The following is a 20,474-nucleotide window of genomic DNA, read 5'->3' as shown; positions in this document are numbered from 1 at the left end:
CTACGCGGCGCCGTCGAGCCAGGCGCGACGGGTCGCGTGGGCCGGCGAGTGCTCGCCGGTCTCCAGCTCACGCCGCAGCTCGCCGAGCAGCCCGAAGCGCTCGGCGTCGACGTTGTGCTGGTGGATCGTCTCGAGGTTCTCCTGCCGTGCGGAGAAGAACGAGTCGTCGCGCAGGTGCGGGAATCTCTCGATCACGCCGCGCACCATCTCGCGGACGCAGTCCTCGACGAAGCGCGGGCGCCGGTGCGCCTTCTCGACGACGGCGCCCTCGTCGCTGCGCTTCATCAGCTCGTAGATCTCCGACGACATCGAGCCCTCGACGATGTCGAGCAGCGTGCGCGCGTCGATGTCGTCGTCGCTGTCCTCCGGGCAGCCGATGTGGAGCGTGCCGAGGCCGCGCTGGTTGTGCGTCGCGACGGGGACGTGGTCGAAGATGCGCAAGATCTCGTCGTCGCTGAAGCCGTCCGCGAGCAGCCGCTCGCGCGAGGAGCCCTCGATCAGCTGCTGCGCGCACGGGCACGCGGTCATCCCCTGCGCGGCGACGCCGATCAGCCGGCGGGTGCCGCGCTCGGACGCGACCGCCGAGCCGTAGAGCGTGTAGATCTCCTGCGTCGTGATGCCGGAGACGGGCGCGGGCTTGTGCTCCGGGTAGCGTGCCTCGATCGTGACCTCGGCGCGGCGGGCGCCCTGGCGCTCGCGCACGCGCTCGGCGACGTGCTGCGCCAGCGTCTCGGCGCGGAACGTCGCCTCGCCGAGGATGACCTCGCCGATCGCGTCGTTGACGACCTCCTCGAAGCGCGACATGTGGGCGCCCTTCTGGCGCGGCCCGAGGTCGACGAAGCATTCGAGTCTGGCGGAGAAGAGTTGTTCCGCGCCATCTTGTCTGATGCGGATGACCTTCTCGACGCCGGTGACGCCGACGCGCGAGAGGCTGACCTCGAGCGGCGGCAGTCCCGCCTGGACGTCTGGCGGCTGGTAGCTGGCGGTGCGCGTGTCCGTCATTCGAAGGGAAATCGTAGCGAGGCGAAGAACTTCGCCCCCTCGACCGCGAATCGGGCTTGGGCATGCGATCGGTCTGTGGTATCAATCCGCACCTGGCTGGAAGCCGCCTCCACGCTCGTGGGCTGGAGAGCACGACATGGCTCAGCCCATCGCGACAGACGTCGCGGACGTAGCGTCCAGTTACGAGGTGCATTGAGGAGAGGGGGGCCTGCCCTGCGCGGGTCCGAATCGCGTCTCGAAGAGGAACGAGCTCATCGTGAGGGAGAAGGCTGCAGTTCTGTTGGCGGACGAGGCTCCGATCGCGGAGATGGAGGAGTTTCGCCAACTGATAGCCGAGGGTCAGGAACGCGGATACCTGACGTTCGAGGAGATCGCCACCACGCTCGAAGAGGTGGAGGTCACGAAGGAACAGGTGCAGGAGCTGCATGCGCACCTGGAGGAGCACGGCATCGACGTGGTCGAGGCCGACGGCAAGCCGGCGGTCTCTGCGGCTGGCGCCGCGGAGGGGGAACGGCCGGACACGCGCCGCAGCAGCGGCTCGGCGAAGCGCCCGGAGATCGACCTGACGGTCGAGCCGAGTCTCGACTCGCTCCGGCTCTACCTGCGTTCGATCGGCAGAGTCAACCTGTTGACGGCCGAGCAGGAGGTCCACCTGGCGCAGCGCATCGAGCGCGGCGACATGCGGGCCAAGCAGCAGATGATCGAGGCGAACCTGCGCCTCGTCGTGTCGATCGCGAAGGGGTATCTCGGACGAGGGCTCACGTTCCTCGACCTGATCCAGGAGGGCTCGCTCGGGCTCATCCGCGCGGTCGAGAAGTTCGACCACCGTCGTGGCTTCAAGTTCTCGACGTACGCGACCTGGTGGATCCGCCAGGCCGTGACGCGCGCGATCGCCGACAAGGGCCGGACCATACGGATCCCGGTCCACATGGTGGAGAAGCTCAACAAGGTCGTGCACGTCGAGCGCCAGCTCGTGCAGTCGCTCGGCCGTGAGCCCACGCCGGAGGAGATCGCGGCGGAGCTCGAGTGCACGGTCAGGGAAGTCCGGGACATCCTGCGGATGGCCCAGCAGCCCGTGTCGCTCGAGAAGCCGATCGGCGAGGAGGAGGAGTCCGAGCTCGGCGACTTCGTCGAGGATCAGACGGCCGAGTCACCGTTCGAGCTGGCGTCGGAGAACCTGCGGCGCGACAACGTGCGGCGGGCGCTTCAGGCGCTCCCGCAGCGCGAGCGCGAGGTGATCGAGATGCGCTTCGGCCTCGGGGGAGGCCGCCCGCGCACGCTGGAGGAGGTCGGTCGCGCGTTCAACGTCACGCGCGAGCGCATCCGCCAGATCGAGAACCACACGCTCAAGAAGCTCGAGGCGCTGCCCGAAGCACAGCGCCTCCGCGACGCGTCCTAGCACGCGCCGCCCCGATCCGCGTGAAAACCGCCGCCTCCTCGGAGGCGGCGGCTCGCGGCGGGCCTCGCTACACTTCGCCGGCCTGAATCGCTCATGGGCGGATGTCCGAGTGGTTAAAGGAGACGGGCTGTAAACCCGTTGGCTCTGCCTACGCAGGTTCGAATCCTGCTCCGCCCACTGCACGTCCCCCGCTTCGGCGGGGGACGCCGCCGTCACTCAGGGGGCTTCGGGTACGGCGACGTCGAGCGCGAGCAGCGCGGCGCGAGCCAGCTGCGGCTCGGAGCCGTCGGCGACCGCGATCAGCGCCGCCCGCCACGCTGCTGCGAGCACGAGGCCGAGAAGAGGGGACACCGGGTCCGTATGCGTGCTCAGCACGTCGGCGAGTCGGTCGCGTCTCGCGCCGGCGGGCGGTGCTCCCAGGATGTGGAGGAATCCCTCGCGGACCGCGAAGTCGAACCCGACCACCAGCGCGGTTCTCACGCCCGCGGTGCGATCGGCCGCGTCGCCGGTGGCGGAGATCGCGCCCTCCATCCGGTCCAGCAGGCGCCGCTCGACGTCCTCGCGCACGAAGGCATACAGGCCGAGCTTGCTGCCGAAGTGGTGGTAGAGCGCGCCCGTCGTGACCGATGCCGCTTGCGCCAGCTCGCCGACCGTGACCGCGTCGAAGGGGCGCGCCCCGAACGCCGTGACGGCAGCGAGCGCGAGCCGGCCCTTCGGGGAGGTCGACACCGGAATCCATTCGCGCATGCGGACATAATGCTGTTACGCTCACGCATAATCAAGTTATGCCGCGGAAAGGACGCGCCATGAAGCTCGAGTTCCTGCTGGTCCCCACATCCGATCTGAACGCGTCGCTCGCGCTCTATCGCGACGGTCTCGGCTTCACCGAGCAGTGGCGCGAGGGCGACGCGACCGTCGCGCTGGCGCTGCCGGGCACCGACACGCAGCTCATGCTCGACGCCAACGATCCCGACGCCCCGCTCGGACCCCTGTTCATCGTCGACAGCGTCGAGACGTTCCACGCCGGCCGCCCGCAGGCGCTCGCCGTGGTCGCCGAGCCGTCGGAGATCCCCGGCGGCTTCCTCGCCACCTACCAGGACCCGGGCGGCGCCACCCTCTACGTCATGGACCAGTCGACCGACGCCGCCACGACGTAGCGCGAGCACGACCTTCGCGCGACTCGTCGCCGAGGCCGGCGGCCGTGTGCGCCGCCGTCATGACCGGATGCCGGATCGGCATCGGCGCCTGCGGGCGGCGGTCGGCCCCGACCCCGCTTGACGCTCCGGATCGGAGCGGATCGCACCGCCGCGAGACAGCCTCCCGCGCGATGGCGGGCGGGCGCCCCGCCGGGTAGTCCTACCCGCGCGCCGTCGGCGCACGTTCCCTCGCCGATCTCCCGGAGGCCCCGTGTCGAGCGTCCCGTCATCGCGTGCAACCCGCTTGGGTGCCGCGCTCCTCTCCCTCGTGCTGCTGTCCGTCCTCGCCGTCTCGTCCGCCCACGCCACGCCGCCCGGTCCGGGCTACGCCGCGACCGTGCTCGGCGACGGCCCGACGTCGTACTGGCGGCTCGGCGAGCGGCCGGGGGCCGCCGTCGCCGTCGACCAGACCAACCACCACCCCGGCTACTACGGCGGTCCGCCGATGGGCCGCCTGCCGCACTGGGTCGGAACCGGCGGCGGTGACCACGACCACGCGATCGACCTCGACGGCCTGCTGTCGAAGCCGCTCGGCCAGTTCGTCCACGTGCCCGACAACGGTCACCTCGCATTCGCCGGCCGTGCGCCGTTCAGCCTCGAGGCGTGGGTTCGCCCGCGCGGCTTCAACGGCGTCACGCGCCGGATCGTCTCGAAGGAGAGCGCGACGAGCGGCTACCTGCTCGGCGTGCAGGAGGACGGCCTGGTCTTCTCGCGCTACGGCGAGGCCGGCTGGGACACGGCACGCACGTCGGTCGACGCGACCCGCTGGAGCCACGTCGTCGCGACCTACGACGGCAGCGCGCTGCGCGTCTACGTCGACGGCTGGCTGTCCGCGCAGTCGCCGTCGGCGGTCGAGCTGCCGGAGGCGCGCAGCGACCTCTCGCTCGGCGCCAAGCAGTCGCGCTGGCGCTACTACGCCGGCGGGCTCGACGAGGTCGCGATCTACCCGTACGCGCTGTCGGACGGCCAGGTGCTGACGCACGCGCGCGTCGGCGGGGGAGCGCGCTAGACGCCCGACTCCGCGCGCCTGCGACAATCCCCGCATGAGGCAACTTGCGCGCATCGCCATCGACGACTCCAGATACGACGACCGGCTCTGGAAGCTGCTGGAGGAGACGGGGCTCGACCGCGACGACTTCGAAGGGCTCGACTACTTCAGCCTGCTGCCGTTCTTCGTGCTCGCCGGCGCGTCGGTGAGATCGCACGTGCACCTGCACGGCGACCACAGCCACTTCGAGGCGGTCACGCTGGAGATCCCGGAGGAGCTCGAAGAGGCGTTCTTCGGCGTGCTGCCCGACCTGCTCGACCAACTGGTCGAAGACTGAGCTCCCGGCGCCTTCACGCAGCGGCCCCCGGCCCCGGTATGCTCGCCGGCAGGCGGGGGGCTGGCATGCGGGGAAGGCGAGCTTGAGCGAAGACAAGAGGGCGATCACGCCGGGTTCCGCAGTCGGAAGCGGCGCGCCCGTGTCGATGACGTTCCCGGTCCAGCTGCTGCTGGTCGAGGACGATCTCGGCGACGCGGTGCTCGTGCAGGAGCTGCTCGCCGACGCGGCGCCGCAGATGGAGGTGCTGCACGTCGGCACGCTGCGCGAGGCGGAGGAGCTGCTGCCGGGCGGGCTCGACTGCGTCCTGCTCGACCTCGGGCTGCCCGACGCGATCGGCCTGGAGCCGGTCGCGCGGCTGCGCGCCGCCGCGCCGGACGCCGCCGTCGTCGTCCTGACCGGCCACGACGACGAGCACCGCGGGATCGAGGCCGTCTCGACCGGTGCACAGGACTACCTCGCCAAGGGCGGCGTCGACGGCTCGATGCTCGCGCGCGCGATCCGCTACGCGATCGAGCGCCGCCGTCTCGAGCGGTCGCAGCAGGAGCTGCTCGAAGCGCGCCTGGAGGCGCGCGAGAACGCGCGGCTGGAACGCGGCCTGCTGCCGACGGCGCTCGTGCGCGACCCGCGTGTCACGCTGAGCACCGGGTACCGCCCCGGCCGGCGCCGAGCACTGCTGGGCGGCGACTTCTACGACGCGGTCGAGTTGGACGACGGCACGCTCCATGTGCTGATCGGCGACGTCAGCGGCCACGGTCCCGACGAGGCGGCGCTCGGCGCCTGCTTGCGGATCGCCTGGCGCACGCTGACGCTCGCCAACCGCCCACCCGAGGAGAACCTGGCGCGGCTGCAGGACATGCTGCGCTACGAGCGCCACGCGCCCGACATGTTCGCGACGCTGTGCGTGCTCGTCGTCGCGCCCGATCGCGCGACGGGCGTCGTCTTCCTCGCAGGGCACCCGCCGCCGGTGCTCGCCGACGATCGCGGCGTGCGCCTGCTCGACGCCGAGCACGTCAGCCCGCCGCTCGGGTTCGTCGACCCGACCGGCTGGGCCGGCAACGCGGTCGAGCTCGCCGGCGACTGGTCGCTGCTGCTCTACACCGACGGGCTGATCGAGGGGCGCATCGGGCCCGGCTCGGAGCGGTTCGGGACCGAGCGGCTCGTCGCGCTGCTCGAACGCGAGCGCTTCGACGAGGTGCCGCGCGGCCGCGATGCGGCGCCGCTGCTCGACGACCTCGTCGCCGAGGTCGAGACGCTGCACGGTGGGGTGCTGACCGACGACCTCGCGATGGTGCTCGTCACCGCGCGCCGCAGCGTCTGACGATGGCGAGTCGCACACCGCTTGTCGGTCGGCGCACGGTCAGCGAATGGTTCACCTGGGCCGCGATCGTGCTCGGCGTCGTGACCGTCGTCAGCATCGTGCTCGGCGTCCTCGCGATCGTCCGGCTCACCGACGCCCGCAACCTCGTCGTCTCGCGCAACGGGCCGGCGCTGACGGCGTCGCTGCAGCTCTCCAACGCGCTCGTCAACCAGGAGACCGGCGTCCGCGGCTACGCGCTGACGGGCGAGGAGACGTTCCTGCGGCCGTACAGAACGGGCCGAGTCGAGGCGGCGGATGCGCTCGCGCAGCTGCACTCGATCACCGCGATCGACGAGCACGCGGAGATCCGCCGCGACGTCGCCGAGGTCGAGCGGCGGATGGCCGCGTGGCGGGAGGCGTACGCGGAGCCGACGATCCGGGCGGTCGCGGCCGACGGTCCGGCCGCCGACGCCAAGCCCGAGCAGGAGCTCGGGCGGGCGCTGTTCGACCGCGTTCGCGAGGCGATGGCCCGCGAGCAGGCGAACATGGTCGCCGTCCGCGACGCCGGTCGCGAGCAGCTGTCCGACGCCGCGCGGTTCCTGACGGCGACGTTCGTCGCGATCGCGATCCTGCTCGTGCTCGGGATCGTCGGCGTCGTGGTCGCGCTGCGCCGCACCGTCAGCCTGCCGCTGCGCGGCGTCGCACGGCGCGTCCGCCGCACCGCGCGCGGAGACTTCGAGCACGAGATCGTCGGCGAAGGGCCGCGCGACGTCGTCGCGCTCGCCGAGGACGTCGACACGATGCGGCGCCGGATCGTCGAGGAACTGTCGGAGATCACGACCGCCCACCGGCAGCTCGACGAGCAGACGCGTGAGCTGCAGCGCTCCAACGCGGAGCTGGAGCAGTTCGCGTACGTCGCCTCACACGACCTGCAGGAGCCGCTGCGCAAGGTCGCGAGCTTCTGCCAGCTGCTGGAGAAGCGCTACAAGGACCAGCTCGACGAGCGCGGCGAGCAGTACATCGAGTTCGCCGTCGACGGCGCCAAGCGGATGCAGCAGCTGATCAACGACCTGCTCGCGTTCTCGCGCGTCGGCCGCTTCACGAGCGAGCTGGAGCCGATCGAGAGCGAGCAGGTGCTGAGCCAGGCGCTCACGAGCCTCGCGACGGCGATCGAGGAGAGCGGCGCGGAGATCGTCGTCCACCATCCGCTGCCGCGCGTGCGCGGCGAGGTCTCGCTGCTCGCCGGCGTCTTCCAGAACCTCGTCGGCAACGCGCTCAAGTTCCGCGGCGAGGAGCGGCCGCGGATCGAGATAGGCGCTGCGCGCGACGGTGACGATTGGACGTTCGCGGTGACCGACAACGGGATCGGCATCGAGCCCGACTACGCCGAGCGGATCTTCATGATCTTCCAGCGACTGCACCCGAAGGACGTCTACGCGGGCACCGGCATCGGGCTCGCGATGTGCCGCAAGATCGTCGAGTACCACGGCGGGAGGATCTGGCTCGACACCGAGTCGGCCGAGGGCACCACCTTCCGCTTCACCCTTCCCGCCCTCCAGGAGACCGAATGAGCACCCCTCAGATCATGGAACCGATCGACGTCCTGCTGGTCGAGGACGACCCCGGCGACACGCTGATGATCCGCGAGGCGTTCGACGACAACAAGGTCCGCAACACGCTCGCGTGCGTCACCGACGGCGTCGAGGCGATGGAGTACCTGCGCAGGGAGGGCCAGTTCGCCGACGCGCCGCGTCCCGACCTCGTGCTGCTCGACCTCAACCTGCCGCGCAAGGACGGGCGCGAGGTGCTCGCGGAGATCAAGGGCGACGACGACCTCTCGACGATCCCGGTCGTCGTGCTGACGACGTCGCAGGCCGAGGAGGACGTCCTGCGCAGCTACCGGCTGCACGCGAACGCGTATGTCACTAAGCCGGTCGACTTCGACCGCTTCATCGAGGTCGTGCGGCAGATCGACGAGTTCTTCGTGACGGTCGTGAAGCTCCCGAAGCCGTAGCTGTCGCCGCGCTGACGGCGGCCAAAGACATAAGCGGAACCCATTCCGCTCTCGTGATACGGTGAAAGCGGAATCCAGTCCGCTTTCTACTCCGAGGTGCTCGCATGGCCACCGCCACCCAACCGCTCAGCGGCGTCTACAGCGTCGATCCCGTCCACTCGAGCTTCGGCTTCGCGGTCAAGTACATGGGCGTGACGACGTTCAAGGGGACGCTCGACGACGTCGACGCGACGCTCACCGTCACCGACGGCGTCGCGCAGCTCGACGGTGCTGCGGTGGTCGAGTCGATCTCGATCCGCACGCCCGAGCAGTTCCGCCAGCACGTGCTCGGCGACGAGTTCTTCGCCGTCGAGCAGCACCCGCACGTCACGTTCAGCTCGGACTCCGTGACGCTCGCCGACGACGGCAGCGTTACGGTCGGCGGGCGGCTGACGATCCGCGGCGTGACGAAGCCGGTCACCGCGACCGGCACGTGGTCGCCGGAGGCGGAGCTGTTCGGCCAGCGCAAGGCGGCGCTCGCGATCGCGGCGACGGTCGACCGCACCGACTTCGGCCTGAACTGGAACGCCGACCTGCCGACCGGCGGCAAGGCGCTCGCCGACGACGTCACGCTCACGATCGAGCTGACGCTCGTCGCGCAGGGCGCCGGCGCAGGGGACTGACCGGTGCGGGTCCTGGGGATCGCGGGCAGCGTCCGCCGGGGCTCCCACAACCGCAAGCTGCTCCGGGCGGCGGCCGCCGCGCTGCCGCCCGGAGTCGAGCTCGAGCTGTGGGAGGGCCTCGCCGACCTGCCCGCCTACGACGAGGACCGCGACGGCGACGCGCCGCCCGCCGCGGTGCGAGAGCTGCGCGACGCGATCGCCGCCGCCGACGCGGTTCTGATCGCGACGCCGGAGTACAACGCCGGCATGCCGGGCGTGCTCAAGAACGCGTTCGACTGGGCGTCGCGGCCGTGGGCGACGCACCCGCTGCGCGGCATGCCCGTCGCCGTCGTCGGCGCCAGCACCGGCCTCTTCGGCGCGGTGTGGGCGCAGGCGGAGGTGCGCAGAGTCGCCGCGCACCTCGGCGCGGACGTGCTCGACCGCGAGCTGCCGATCGGTCTCGCCGACGACGCCTTCGGCGCCGACGGCGCGCTGCTCGACGCCGGCCAGGCCGAGGCGCTCGGAGACGTGGTGCGCGCGCTGCTCGCTCAGACGCGCGAGGCGGCCGTCAACGCGGCATGATGGGAGGGCAATGGATGAGCTTCCCCTTCTGGAACGACCGCTGGAGGCGACCGAGCGCGCCGACGCGGCGTCGAACCGCAAGCGCATCCTCTGCGCGGCCGCGCGGCTGTTCGAGGAGAGCGGCGCCGAGCATGTCTCGATGCAGGACGTGGCGAGAGCGGCGGGCGTCGGCATGGGCACGATGTACCGGCGCTTCGGTGACCGGGAGGGCCTGACGCACGCGCTGCTGAGCGAGAGCCACCGCCGCTTCCAGGACGACATGGTGCGCGGCCTGCCGCCGCTCGGACCGGGCGCGCCCGCGCGCGAACGGCTGCACGCGTTCGGCCGCGGCTACCTGGAGATCCTCGACGACCATGCCGAGACGCTCGCGGTCGCGGGCGGCAACCCGGCGCTCGGCGGGCCCGACGTCGCCTACCGCATGCACCTCGCGATCCTGTTGCGCGACGCCGGCGTCGCGCCCGGCCTCGACGTCGACTACGCCGTCCTCACGCTGATGGCCGCGTTCGAGGCGCGGGTCCACCTGCGGATGCGCCGCGAGCTCGGCTGGTCGCTTGAGCGGGTCCAGAGCGGCTGGTGCCAGCACGTCGACGGCTGGCTCGCGGAGCGGCCGGCCTGAGGCGCCGGCGACCGGTACGCTCCGAGCATGTCGCCCACGTGGATCTGGATGCAGGTCGGCATCGTCCTGTTCGTGCTCGCGGGCGTCGTGATCGCGATCGTGAAGCTGCTGTAGGAGACCGGCTCGACCCCGCCGCCGCGGGGATATGATGCGCCCGCGTTCCGTCCAACGGAAAAGGGAGAAGGCGCGTGTTCGGCTCGATCGTCGTAGGGACCGATGGCTCTGAAACGGCTCAGGAGGCCGTCAGACAGGCGATCGAGTTGGCACGGATCGCTGGCGCGGCGCTCGAGGTGGTGAGCGCCTACGAGCCGGTGTCGGCGCAGCGCCTGCGCGAGGAGGCGGCGGAGGTCCCGCGGGACATGCAGTGGTCGGTCAACCCGCGCGAGGACGTCGATGCGACGCTCCGACAGGTCGGCGAGGACGCGCGCGAGGCCGGCGTCGAGACGGTCCGCACGTTCGCGCGCCAGGGCGATCCCGCCGACGCGATCCTCGACGTCGCCGAGGAGCAGGGCAGCGGCCTGATCGTCGTCGGCAACAAGGGCATGACGGGCGCGAAGCGCTTCCTGCTCGGGTCGGTCCCGAACAAGGTCTCGCACCACGCGCCCTGCTCGGTCCTGATCATCCGCACGACCTAGCATCGGCTCGCAGCAGCGCCGTCTGCCGCGCGCGTGCCGCCCGGCCGCGCGTGTTCCCGCCCGCGCGTGTTCCGCACTGCCCGCGCGCGTGCCGTCCCGGCCGCGCACGTTTCGCCGCCGCCTCGGCCGCGGGTAGGCGGCCGGGACGGGTGGGCGGCGCAATCGATGCCCCCTCGCATCGACCCCCTTGCGCCGCCCACTCGCCCGGTATCCCGGCGCGCCTTCCCCCTCGGACACGCGGCCGTACCCAAACCTATGCAGTCGAGTACCCGGCAGTCAACCCCATTGTGGAAACCATGTTCCGAAGCGGACAGTTGGACGCCACCGGTGGGATGCTTTCGGCGGTGTCCGAGGTTCTGACGCGGACAGCCCGGGGCTGGGACGCGTTGCTCAGGCCGGGCGTGCGCGACGGCGCTCGATCGCTTCCTCCAGCACCGCCTCCCATCGGCCGACCGCGCCGTCGATCGTCTGCGTCTTGGCCCATGCGCGGGCCTTGCGCCCGAGCCGTCTGCGAGCGAAGCGGTGGCCGATCAGGTCGTCGAGCGCGTCGAACCAGCCGTCGTCGTCGACGAGCCGACCGCCCTGCGCCTCTCCCATCCCGGCGTAGGGACCTATCGGGGAGGCGAGCCACGGAGTGCCGGACGAGGCGTACTCCTTCAGCTTCACGTTCGAGCGCGTGCGATTGAACGGAATGTCGGCGAGCGGAGCGATCCCCACGTCCCATGCGCCCGTGTGCTCCTGCAGGCGCTCGAACGGGACGGTGTACTGGTGGGAGCAGCGGTCGCGCGGCAGGTCGAGCGCGAGGCCGAGCGTCGCGACGCGCAGCGTGTCGTGCGCGTCGAGCAGCCGTTCGAGCGTCTTGACGATCGGGATGCGCGGCAGCTCGGCGGCGTGCTCGAGCCCAGCGGTCCAGCCGATCACGATCCCGTCGTGCTTGCGCCTGCGTGCGCGTGCCGCACCGCGCTGGAGGTAGTTGCCGAGCACCTCGGTGCGCTCGACGCCCTCCGACCGATAGCGCTCGGCGAGCGGTTCGGTCGACGTCGTGACGACATCCGCAGCGCGCGCGATTCTCAGCGTCGCGGCGAACAGCCGTTGGGCGTTGAGGCCCCCGGTTCTTCTGTAGAACGGGCTCTCCTTCGGCAGCGAACTGAGGTCGTCGTCGGTGTCCCACACAAACGCCGCACCTGCCTTGACCGCCTCGGCCACGGCCCGCTGATCCGCCAGCTCGAGCGCGCGGTAGCCGTAGATCACGTCGCAGCCGCGCAGCCGTTCGGGATGCGATCTCGCTTCCTGCTCGTTCAGCCCGTCGGTCGCGTACACGACCTCATGGCCGCGACGCTCCAACTCCGCGAGCGGCCCCAGCACGCGGTAGTGCGCATTGACCTTCCATTCGAAGATCGCCCCGATTCGCATCCCCTGCTGATCATGCCTGAACTCCGAGAGCCGGCGCGGAGGTCCGGCTCAGCGCGGGTTCACGCGCGACGTGTTCGCCAGGCAGGACGGCGTCGCCACCGACGGCGACGTCGCCGCGCCAGCGTCGACGAGGCCCCACCCGTAGACGCGGTTCGGGCCGGGGATCCCGAGCTGCTTTGCGGTGCCCTTCAGCCGGCACTCGACCTGCGCCGGGGTCGGATCGGCGCCGAGCACTCTGCTCGCGATCACGAGCGCGGCGGTCGCCGACACGTGCGGTGCGGCCATCGACGTGCCGTCGTAGCCGGAGGGCAGGCCGAAGCTCGAGATCGACCTCGGCTTGTACGTCATCTGGTAGATGTCGCGGCCGCGGTGCCCGGCCTGGCAGTTGGTGTCCTGCGGCAGGTTCGCGCTGTTGCCGCCGCCGGGCGCGACGAGGTCCATCCCGACGCCGTCGTTGGAGAAGTCCGACAGGCAGGCGGCGTCGGTGGTCGCACCGACGGAGACGACGATGCCGGCGCGAGCGGGGTAGGCGACGCGCGCCTCGCCCTCGTTGCCGGTCGAGCCGACGACGACCGCGCCGCGCCGGTTGGCGTAGCGGATCGCGGCGAGGATGTCCGGTATCTCGGAGGCCTGCACGCTGGTGGAGAACTCGAGGCTCATGTTGATGACCTTGGCGCCGTGGCGCGCGGCGTAGCGGATGCCCTTGGCGATCGTCGCGGCGTCGCCGTACCCCTGCGGGTCGAGCACGCGGACCGGCATGATCGTGGCGCCGAAGGCGAGGCCGCTGACGCCGATGCGGTTGTTCGTCGACTCGGCGATCGTGCCGGCGACGTGGGTGCCGTGGCCGTTGCGGTCGACGGCCTCTCTGCGATCGTCGACGAAGTCGTAGGGCGCGACGAACTTCGTCGTCGCGAAGTCGGGCGATCTGCGGTAGCGGCCGATGTCGGCGTACGCGACGCCGGTGTCGAGCACCGCGACGCGCACGCCCCGCCCGCCGTCGGCGCCGGCGTCGCGCACGTTCGTCCAGGCTTCGAGGGCGCCGACGCCGACGCGGTCGTCGAAGAAGTTCCACTGGAGCGCGGCGAGCCCGCCGGGGTAGCCGCGGATCCCGACGTCGTCGGGCAGCGGGACGAGCGCGTCTTGGGCCGTCTGCGCGCCTCTCGCCGGTCCGATCGCGCTGGCGCGCGCGATCGGGTTCGGCGCCGCGTAGGCGACGCCGGGCGTGCGGCGGAGCTTTGCGACGGTCGCGCGGACCTTCCCCTCGGGCACGTGCAGCACGCGCGTGCGGGCGCCGGGCGACGTGCCGGAGCGCGCGCCGACCGAGCGGGCCGCGGCCGCCTGCGCCCGCGGGTCGGTGTCGGCCTTATAGCCGACGACGACCTCGCCAGGGACGTACGCCGGCGCGCCGCCGTTGAAGGCTGCGGACGCGCCGCCCGCGGCGAGGCCGAGGGTCGCGGCCGCGACGGCGGCTGCGACGGCGAAGGGACGGCGGGCTGTGGGAAGGGGGAGGGGTGCGCGCAAGCGGGGGCCTTGGGGGAGAGTGCCGATCAGTCGCAGAAAGCTTGCCGCACGCTTCTTAAGACATCATCGGGAAGCAAAAGTTTCCCCGTATCCCCATCTTCCTGCGCCCTGCCGGGCGCGCCGCCGTCCATGACCGCCCGCTTCTTCCCCCGTGACGAGTACTACATGCGCCTCGCGATGCGCGAGGCCGACCGTGCGCTGGAGCACGACGACGTGCCCGTAGGGGCGGTCGTGGTGCACGATGGCGAGGTCGTCGCGACGGGCCACAACGAGCGCGAGCTGCGCCAGGACCCGACCGCTCACGCCGAGGCGATCGCCCTGCGCGAGGCGGCCAGACACCTCGGCAGCTGGCGCGTCCTCGACACGGTCCTCTACGTCACGCTCGAACCGTGCGCGATGTGCGCGGGGGCGATCGTCCTCGCGCGCGTGCCGCGCGTGGTGTTCGGCACCTGGGACCCGAAGGCGGGAGCGGCGGGCAGCGTGCTCGACGTGCTCGACCAGCCGCAGCTGAACCATCGACCTGAGGTCGACGGTGGGCTGCTCGCGGACGAGTGCGCTGCCCAGCTGCGGGCGTTCTTCGCCAGCCGCCGCTGACGGTTTGCACGGCTCGCCACGCTCGGCGCTGAGTCGCTACCCTTTCGCGACCACCTGGAGGGGTGGCAGAGCGGTTGAATGCGGCGGTCTCGAAAACCGTTTCAGGGGTTAAGCCTCTGACGAGGGTTCGAATCCCTCCCCCTCCGTGCTCCGGCTCGAGGCCTGCGCCGGTGGCGCCGGACTACGGCACAACGCGAAGGAGCGCGGGTGGGACTGTGTCCCAACCCGCGCTCACTCGGATCTTCGTCGAGCTGTCGCCTTCCCGTCTCCGATCGCGAAAGCGTCAGGACAAGGACAAGCCTGGGCTGATGGCAAGCTGGCCGCTGATCGTGGCCGATCCGCATATCGCATTGCCGGCAAATCTATTGGCTACAAAGTATGTCTGCCCGCTGCCGTCGTTGATGATCCCGAATTCCATCGGGCCAGCGTATAGGCACGGACCGCTGATGCTGAGCTGAAAATCTGGAATCGAGAATAGCGCTTCGGCCGGCATGTTCGAATCATCGGTGAGCACGATTGGCCAGGGATGGTTTAGCGTTGAGAAAGTGAATCCGCCACAGGGGTTCGGACCTATCGCGGCAGCAGTGATGCTCCCGGCGGTGTTCCCGATCGCTATCGGCCCCGCATTTATGGTCCCTGTGAGTGTCATGTTGCATGGCAGCGTGAATATCGGCGTGTTGAAGTTGAGAGTTCCGACTGATCTCGCCGTTATTCTCCCGCTTGGGGAGACGCTGACCGCAGCAGAGGACGTACTGACGGCAAACGCCAAGGCGCATACCGTCAAGAATGCGGCGAAGAGAAGCCGTACACACGTGGACATCGCGATTCTCCTATGTGTCGTCGCGCGCAGGACGCATCGCCCACGGCGAGGGAAGTTCGAGCGTCACAGACACGGGAATCACCCGTGAAACAGCTGAGCGCGGGTACGAACAATGTCCGCACCCGCGCTCGTATTTCAATGCACTGAGCTGGCCCGCTCAGTGAAGAGCGTGCCTCACACCCTTAGGACAGGGTCTGGACCGGATTGAACGTGAAGCCGCTGCCCGAGAGGCTGCCTCTGCCGCAGAACGCGGGGCTGCCCGTGAGGCTGTTCGTTAGTATGTCCGCGTGGCCGCTGCCATCATTGACGTATAGGAAGCCAACGTCGCCGCTGTATAGGCACGTACCGACCGAGAACTGAACGTTTCTGATCGTGAATAGCGCGCCATCGGGCATTAGGGAGTCATCGCTGAGCGTGACCGTCCACGGATGATTTAGGGTTCTGACCGTGAAGCCGCCGCACGGGTTCGGCGCTATCCCCGCGCCGGTGAGGCTACCAGCGGTGTTGCCGACCGTTATCGGGCCCGCGCCGATGCTGCCGGTGAGCGTCACGTTGCATCTCAGCGTCGCTATCGGCGAGTTGAGGTTGAGCGTTCCGACCGAGGTGGCGGTTATGTTGCCGCCCGGGGACGCGCTGACCGCTGCAGACGACGTGCTGGCGGCGAACGCCATCGCAGTCACCGCAAGGACAGCAGCGAAGAGAAGCTTCGCGTACTTGGACATGTGGGTTCTCCTAATTGTTCCAGGTCAGGAAGTAGATGCCTGGAATAGTTGTGTGACGACCCGCGAGAGAACTCGAAGGTCGGTGACGTACTGATACGGATACGCGGCGCATGCGTCAGCACCGCCTGGCGATTGTTGCGTCCGTTCTTCGATCACCCCCCTTTGGGGTGAGACAGGCGATAGCAAGCCGCAAACGCGGCGAATCACCTGCATTCCCCCATTGGGATCGACGACACAGAGGGCCGGCGACCACGGCTTCCCTTGACCTGCTTCGCAAGAAGCGAAGCACGAGTGCACTGTAGCGAGCGGGTCTGATGCGGGTCAAGTACTGACGCACTGTCAGGGCATCGCTGCGGGAGCGTTGCGCAGCTGTTCGCCCCGGCTGGCGACAGAGTCCAATGGGAGATCGTTGAATGCACAAGAAGCCGAAGATCGCGTGAATACTTTGAGCGCGCGCGGCGACGAGCGGCTAGGTGCGCAGGCAGGGCCTTACGCGTTCGTCGTCTCCGTGGAGAGACGACTCGGTCGATTCTGGCGCGTATCGACATACATTGGATTCGGTGTGTTGCCCCTTGACACGGATACGCGAGAGTTCCTAATGTCCTCTCGTACTCGCTCGGAGGGTCTGCGATCCGAGCGGTGCGCAGTCCGAGGGGAGAAGATGTCTCGTGCCTCCAGGGCCTATGGACGGCCCCTGGGTGATTGCATGCACGTCCATGTCGGAACGCCTCGGGTTTCAGCGTGCGAACAATCTACTGCGGCCGCAACGGGCGGCCGCAGAGAAAGGCAGGTGCTGCATGAGGTTGCACAAGAAGCTGCTGGGCGCGGGCGTCGGAGCGCTCGTCGCCGGCTGTCTCGGCATGTCCGCGACCGCCACGGCCGCATTCCCGAACTTCTCGGATTGTCCGAGAGGCTCGTTGTACTGCGTCGACGTCCAGTCGACCGGCGGAAGCATGGACATCAAGGGATTCAGAGTCCCACTCGGAGACTCCCTGAACATCCGGGGCGGTCTCGTCAGCCCGGACGGCAGCCAGGTCGTCTTCACGCCCCCTGCTGGGACTAACGGGTTCTTCTCGAAGTCCATACAGGTCCCGGGTGGCCTTCTCGGCATCGACTTCCCGCTGCCGGGCAACGCCGTGAGAGCGACTGCGAAGCTCGCCGGCCCGCCGTCGGCGATCAAGATCGGCCTCGACGACTTCTCGTTGAGAATGCCGATGAAGCTTGAGCTCCGGAACCCCCTGATCGGCCCCTGGTGCCAGATCGGATCGGACAGAAATCCGGTCACTGTGAACCTGCACATAGCGAGATTCGGCACCCCCGACTTCCCGGCTGGTGGCGGCCTCCTCCTGTATGGGAACACGCACGTCGACAGCACGTTCTCGATTCCGGGTGCGTCGAACTGCGGCCTGACCCTGGGCCTGATCGACGCGCTCGTCAACGCGAAGCTGAGACTGCCGTCGTCCTCTGGCAACAACACGATCACGATCGACAACAACTTCGGGTTCGTCCCGGGGAGCTGACACAGCACGGGGGTCCAGGGCCCCGCTGACAGCAGTAAGCCAGTAGTTCGATTCTGAACGCCTGATCGTCGGCGCGTCCCTCGTCTCGGGGCGCGCCGACGCTGTTAAGGTGTGGCCGGGTCGGAACGAGGCCGTCGAGCTGCTCGGGAGTTGCGACGTCGCGCACATCCGCCGGCCTACACACCGATGCGCAGCGTCTCGCACGCCGCGCCAGAGAGGTGCCGCTGGACGCACTTGCGTGTGCAGAAGCGGACTTCGACATCGGGTCGCCTCGATCGTGGACATCCCGCTCGACCGCGCGCTCGAACATCATCCGCGCGGGTCGGCGTCGTTGAGTTCTTCGTGCCGAGGTGCGGTACGGGCTTGCGTCGAGAACCAGGCGTGTTTATAGTCAGAATGAGTAGGGTCGCACTTGGAGGAGAGCAAATCTTGGGAACGTCTCGTGGGGGTCGCCGACGTGCGTTCGTTCGCGCATCCAACCGTTGTCACGGTTCGGTTTGCGGAACTCGGCATGGAGACCGCCCATCCTGATTGGAGTCGGTGTCGCGGATTCACGTGGAGCGGGATCCACATGAAGTCGCGTCGCAATGGGAGCGTGTTCGCTCGTCGGACGTGGATGCCGGCGATCGAAGCGCGAAGTGCTCCCGACCTCGTCACGGTTCGACGTAGCGAGCCGAAAGCGCAGCATCGAGCAGCACCGCTACGTAGCGCACCAATCCGAGTAGAGGAAGCGAGAAATGCAAACTGAGTCGCCCTCGCACCATTTCGCCGAGGTTGCACATGACGGACCGAAGCACGCGGCGTCGAAGCGCTCGCGCGACGTGCGGGCCAGTCCATGGACGATCCGCCGAGCGCGCGGTCGCCTCGCGTTTCTCGGCGCGACCGCGTTGACGTTCGCCTCTCTCACCGGTGTCGCGAGCGCGGGCGACATCCTCCGACCGCCGGGAGCGAACCTCGAGAACCGTGGCTACGAGATGGTGTCGCCTGCCGCCAAGGGGTCGAACGACATCGCCTTCACCGCGTCCCGCACGCGTAGCGCGCTCGACGGCGACAAGGTCACGTTCATCTCCGTCGGTGCGTTCGCCGACGCACCTGGAACTGCTGCCGTCGTCCAGTATCTCGCATCGCGTGGGAGCGACGGCTGGAGCGTGCGGCCGCTGACGCCGGCTCAGCAGACCGACGAGTGGAGCATCACTCGGAACAGCGCGTTCCGTGACTTCTCCGACGATCTGTCGCACGGCGCGTTCGTCAGCGGTGAGCCCCGTCCGAATCCGCTGGCTCCTGCTGACGTCCGCAACCTCTACGTGCGCGACAACGTCCAGAACATCTTCAACGTGGTGACCACCGTCCCGCCGAACGACGGTATGGGATTCAAGACCGAGCCGTTCTATGCAGGGGCCTCGTCGGACTTCTCGCACGTCGTGTTCGAATCGACGGCTCAGCTGACGCCCGACGCGCTGCCCGGCGGCGTCAGACAGGTGTACGAGTCGGTCAACGGTCAGATCCGGCTCGCCGGCGTGCTGCCCGACGGATCGGCGCCGGTCGGCGGCTCGCAATCCGGTTTCGGCGCCGGCGACGGGATCGCGACGCTCGACAACTTCACGAAGCGCACCGTCTCCGACGACGGGTCCCTGATCAGCTTCACCGGCATCGACGGCGGTGGCGTGGCGCACGTCTACGTGCGTGAGAACGGCAGAACCACCACATGGGTCAACAGATCGCAGCGCACCGACTGCGCCACATCGCCCGGCTCCTGCACCGGCGCCCCCAGCCCTGACCCGACCGGGATTCACCCGGCAGCCTTCCGCGATGCAACGCCGAACGGCAAGAAGATCCTCTTCACGAGCTGCGAGAAGCTGACAGACGACTCGACAGCGAGAAGATCGGGCTCGTCCTGCACGAACTCGACAGCATCGCCGGACCTGTATCAGTTTGACGTCGACTCCGGAAGATTGAAGTTGATCTCCGTCGACCAGGAGCCGGCGGACCTGCTCACCGCACGCGTCCGCGGGACGATCGGTCAAAGCGACGACGGCTCGATCGTCTATTTCGTCGCAGCCAGACGACTCACCACCAGCACACCGGCGTTCCCGTCGAACCAGGTCGCCGTCTATGAGTGGGACAGTGGAACGCTCGCGTACGTCGGGCTCGTTCGGGCACAGGACGACGAGCTGTTCGATCCCAACTACAGCACTGGCGTCTCTGCGCGGGTGACGGCAGACGGCGGACACCTCATGTTCGCGACCGAGCTGCCGCAGGCCGGGATCGACAACCGCGGCATGGAGCAGATCTACGTCTACGACGCGGGCACCGGTCAACTCAGATGCGCGTCGTGCGGCACGAGAACGACGCCCGCTCTGGGACCGGCGATGGTCATGCAGCAGTCGCCCGGCGTCGCTGCCGGCACCATCGAGTACAACTCTCGCGCGCTGCTCGACAACGGGAGCCGCGTCTTCTTCTCCACGAGCGATCCCTTGGTCGCCGAGGACACCAACGGCAGAATCGACGCGTACGGGTACGACACGGCGACCGGCGAGAACTACCTGATCTCGACGGGCAAGAGCAACGACAGCTCATACTTCGTCGATGCGAGCGCTGACGGGCGAGACGTCTTCTTCAACACCCGTGAGCAGATCAGCAAGCGGGACGGCGACAACAACGCCGACCTCTACGACGCTCGCGCCGGCGGCGGGCTGGCGGAGCCGGACGATCCGCAGGTGGTTCCGTGCTCCGGCGACGCGTGCCAGGGCACTCCGAGAACGCCTCCGGCGGCGAACGATCTCGGCACGAGACAGGACTACCCGGTCGAAGCGCCGGACGAGGAACCCGAGGCCTCCAAGCGTCTGACGGTGGCGAAGGTCTCCAGAAGCGCCCTCCGCACGCTCGCGAGAACCGGAAAGCTGACGTTGAAGGTCAAGCTCACAGGCGGCGGGACCGTCACGGCGCTGATGAGCGCGAGAATCAACGGCAGAGGCCGGACGGTCGGCAGCACGTGGAGAACGGTCACATCGCGCTCTGCCAAGACCGTCAGTCTCACGCTGCGGATGTCGGCCGCCGCTAGGAGAGCACTTGCTCGGAGCGGCCGCCTGAAGGCAACGATCACGGTGTCCTCAGACGGCGCCAAGTCACGGAGAACCTCGTTGACCATCACCCGGAAGCGTGGGTGAGGACATGGAT

20 protein-coding genes and 2 tRNA genes are annotated in these 20,474 nt (G+C 69.1%); 16 read left to right on the top strand and 6 right to left on the bottom strand.

Going from position 1 to position 20,474, the window contains the following annotated elements:
- Positions 1 to 1,002, bottom strand: a complete 1,002-nt coding sequence (mptA, locus tag CWOE_RS26950; RefSeq protein ID WP_012936823.1) for a GTP cyclohydrolase MptA — start codon at positions 1,000 to 1,002, stop codon at positions 1 to 3.
- A 307-nt stretch (positions 1,003 to 1,309) separates the two neighbouring features.
- On the opposite strand from mptA, the gene CWOE_RS26945 reads away from it, so the two are divergent.
- Complete coding sequence (locus CWOE_RS26945) at positions 1,310 to 2,401, top strand: sigma-70 family RNA polymerase sigma factor (protein WP_081425642.1); 1,092 nt, start codon at positions 1,310 to 1,312, stop codon at positions 2,399 to 2,401.
- Between the two features lie 95 nt (positions 2,402 to 2,496).
- Positions 2,497 to 2,578 (top strand) — tRNA-Tyr (locus tag CWOE_RS26940).
- A 39-nt stretch (positions 2,579 to 2,617) separates the two neighbouring features.
- On the opposite strand, the gene CWOE_RS26935 is transcribed toward CWOE_RS26940, so the two are convergent.
- Entirely contained in the window at positions 2,618 to 3,148 is a 531-nt protein-coding gene (locus tag CWOE_RS26935; RefSeq protein ID WP_012936821.1) for a TetR/AcrR family transcriptional regulator, read from the bottom strand.
- Positions 3,149 to 3,207: 59 nt separating this feature from the next.
- Here CWOE_RS26935 and CWOE_RS26930 point away from each other — a divergent pair, with 59 nt between their 5' ends.
- The 10 genes from CWOE_RS26930 to CWOE_RS26885 all read left to right on the top strand — a co-directional run bounded on the left by CWOE_RS26930 (position 3,208) and on the right by CWOE_RS26885 (position 10,707).
- Positions 3,208 to 3,558: a VOC family protein gene (locus tag CWOE_RS26930; protein ID WP_012936820.1), complete on the top strand. Its 351-nt coding sequence runs from the start codon at positions 3,208 to 3,210 to the stop codon at positions 3,556 to 3,558.
- A gap of 283 nt (positions 3,559 to 3,841) precedes the next feature.
- On the top strand, positions 3,842 to 4,606 hold the full coding sequence (locus CWOE_RS26925) for a LamG domain-containing protein (RefSeq protein WP_041731051.1): 765 nt from the start codon (positions 3,842 to 3,844) through the stop codon (positions 4,604 to 4,606).
- A 34-nt stretch (positions 4,607 to 4,640) separates the two neighbouring features.
- Entirely contained in the window at positions 4,641 to 4,922 is a 282-nt protein-coding gene (locus CWOE_RS26920) for a hypothetical protein (RefSeq protein WP_012936818.1), read from the top strand.
- Positions 4,923 to 5,067: 145 nt separating this feature from the next.
- On the top strand, positions 5,068 to 6,240 hold the full coding sequence (locus CWOE_RS26915; protein WP_041733778.1) for a PP2C family protein-serine/threonine phosphatase: 1,173 nt from the start codon (positions 5,068 to 5,070) through the stop codon (positions 6,238 to 6,240).
- A gap of 2 nt (positions 6,241 to 6,242) precedes the next feature.
- Entirely contained in the window at positions 6,243 to 7,790 is a 1,548-nt protein-coding gene (locus tag CWOE_RS26910; protein ID WP_012936816.1) for a sensor histidine kinase, read from the top strand.
- The gene (locus CWOE_RS26905; RefSeq protein ID WP_012936815.1) at positions 7,787 to 8,233 is read left to right on the top strand and encodes a response regulator; all 447 of its coding nucleotides are present in this window, start codon (positions 7,787 to 7,789) and stop codon (positions 8,231 to 8,233) included. Before CWOE_RS26910 ends, CWOE_RS26905 begins: the two co-directional genes overlap by 4 nt.
- Positions 8,234 to 8,337: 104 nt before the next feature.
- A complete protein-coding gene (locus tag CWOE_RS26900; RefSeq protein WP_012936814.1) occupies positions 8,338 to 8,895 on the top strand; it encodes a YceI family protein in 558 nt (185 codons plus the stop codon).
- A 3-nt stretch (positions 8,896 to 8,898) separates the two neighbouring features.
- Entirely contained in the window at positions 8,899 to 9,456 is a 558-nt protein-coding gene (locus CWOE_RS26895; protein ID WP_012936813.1) for an NADPH-dependent FMN reductase, read from the top strand.
- Positions 9,457 to 9,466: 10 nt separating this feature from the next.
- On the top strand, positions 9,467 to 10,072 hold the full coding sequence (locus CWOE_RS33160; protein ID WP_012936812.1) for a TetR/AcrR family transcriptional regulator: 606 nt from the start codon (positions 9,467 to 9,469) through the stop codon (positions 10,070 to 10,072).
- A gap of 188 nt (positions 10,073 to 10,260) precedes the next feature.
- Positions 10,261 to 10,707, top strand: a complete 447-nt coding sequence (locus tag CWOE_RS26885) for a universal stress protein (RefSeq protein WP_012936811.1) — start codon at positions 10,261 to 10,263, stop codon at positions 10,705 to 10,707.
- A 390-nt stretch (positions 10,708 to 11,097) separates the two neighbouring features.
- Here the strand turns inward: CWOE_RS26885 and CWOE_RS26880 are convergent, their stop codons facing one another.
- Positions 11,098 to 12,120, bottom strand: coding sequence for a glycosyltransferase family protein (locus CWOE_RS26880; RefSeq protein ID WP_012936810.1), 1,023 nt, complete (start codon positions 12,118 to 12,120; stop codon positions 11,098 to 11,100).
- A 48-nt stretch (positions 12,121 to 12,168) separates the two neighbouring features.
- Positions 12,169 to 13,641: a S8 family serine peptidase gene (locus tag CWOE_RS31565; protein ID WP_012936809.1), complete on the bottom strand. Its 1,473-nt coding sequence runs from the start codon at positions 13,639 to 13,641 to the stop codon at positions 12,169 to 12,171.
- 129 nt (positions 13,642 to 13,770) lie between these two features.
- Between CWOE_RS31565 and tadA the strand changes: the two genes are divergently transcribed.
- Both tadA and CWOE_RS26865 read left to right on the top strand, forming a co-directional pair.
- Complete coding sequence (tadA, locus tag CWOE_RS26870; RefSeq protein ID WP_012936808.1) at positions 13,771 to 14,235, top strand: tRNA adenosine(34) deaminase TadA; 465 nt, start codon at positions 13,771 to 13,773, stop codon at positions 14,233 to 14,235.
- 56 nt (positions 14,236 to 14,291) lie between these two features.
- Positions 14,292 to 14,381 (top strand) — tRNA-Ser (locus CWOE_RS26865).
- 137 nt (positions 14,382 to 14,518) lie between these two features.
- Here the strand turns inward: CWOE_RS26865 and CWOE_RS34385 are convergent.
- Positions 14,519 to 14,653: a hypothetical protein gene (locus CWOE_RS34385; protein WP_268869603.1), complete on the bottom strand. Its 135-nt coding sequence runs from the start codon at positions 14,651 to 14,653 to the stop codon at positions 14,519 to 14,521.
- Between the two features lie 584 nt (positions 14,654 to 15,237).
- On the bottom strand, positions 15,238 to 15,777 hold the full coding sequence (locus tag CWOE_RS26860) for a hypothetical protein (protein WP_012936807.1): 540 nt from the start codon (positions 15,775 to 15,777) through the stop codon (positions 15,238 to 15,240).
- A 797-nt stretch (positions 15,778 to 16,574) separates the two neighbouring features.
- On the opposite strand from CWOE_RS26860, the gene CWOE_RS26855 reads away from it, so the two are divergent.
- Together CWOE_RS26855 and CWOE_RS26850 are read left to right on the top strand one after the other, a co-directional pair.
- Positions 16,575 to 17,297: a hypothetical protein gene (locus CWOE_RS26855; RefSeq protein ID WP_012936806.1), complete on the top strand. Its 723-nt coding sequence runs from the start codon at positions 16,575 to 16,577 to the stop codon at positions 17,295 to 17,297.
- Positions 17,298 to 18,271: 974 nt separating this feature from the next.
- Positions 18,272 to 20,464 (top strand): hypothetical protein, encoded by a 2,193-nt coding sequence (locus CWOE_RS26850; protein WP_148261184.1) that lies wholly within the window; start codon positions 18,272 to 18,274, stop codon positions 20,462 to 20,464.
- Positions 20,465 to 20,474: the final 10 nt, after the last annotated feature.

Origin of the sequence: Conexibacter woesei DSM 14684, assembly GCF_000025265.1 — a bacterium.
Lineage (GTDB): Bacteria > Actinomycetota > Thermoleophilia > Solirubrobacterales > Solirubrobacteraceae > Conexibacter > Conexibacter woesei.
This window is presented reverse-complemented; position numbering and strand designations above follow the sequence as displayed.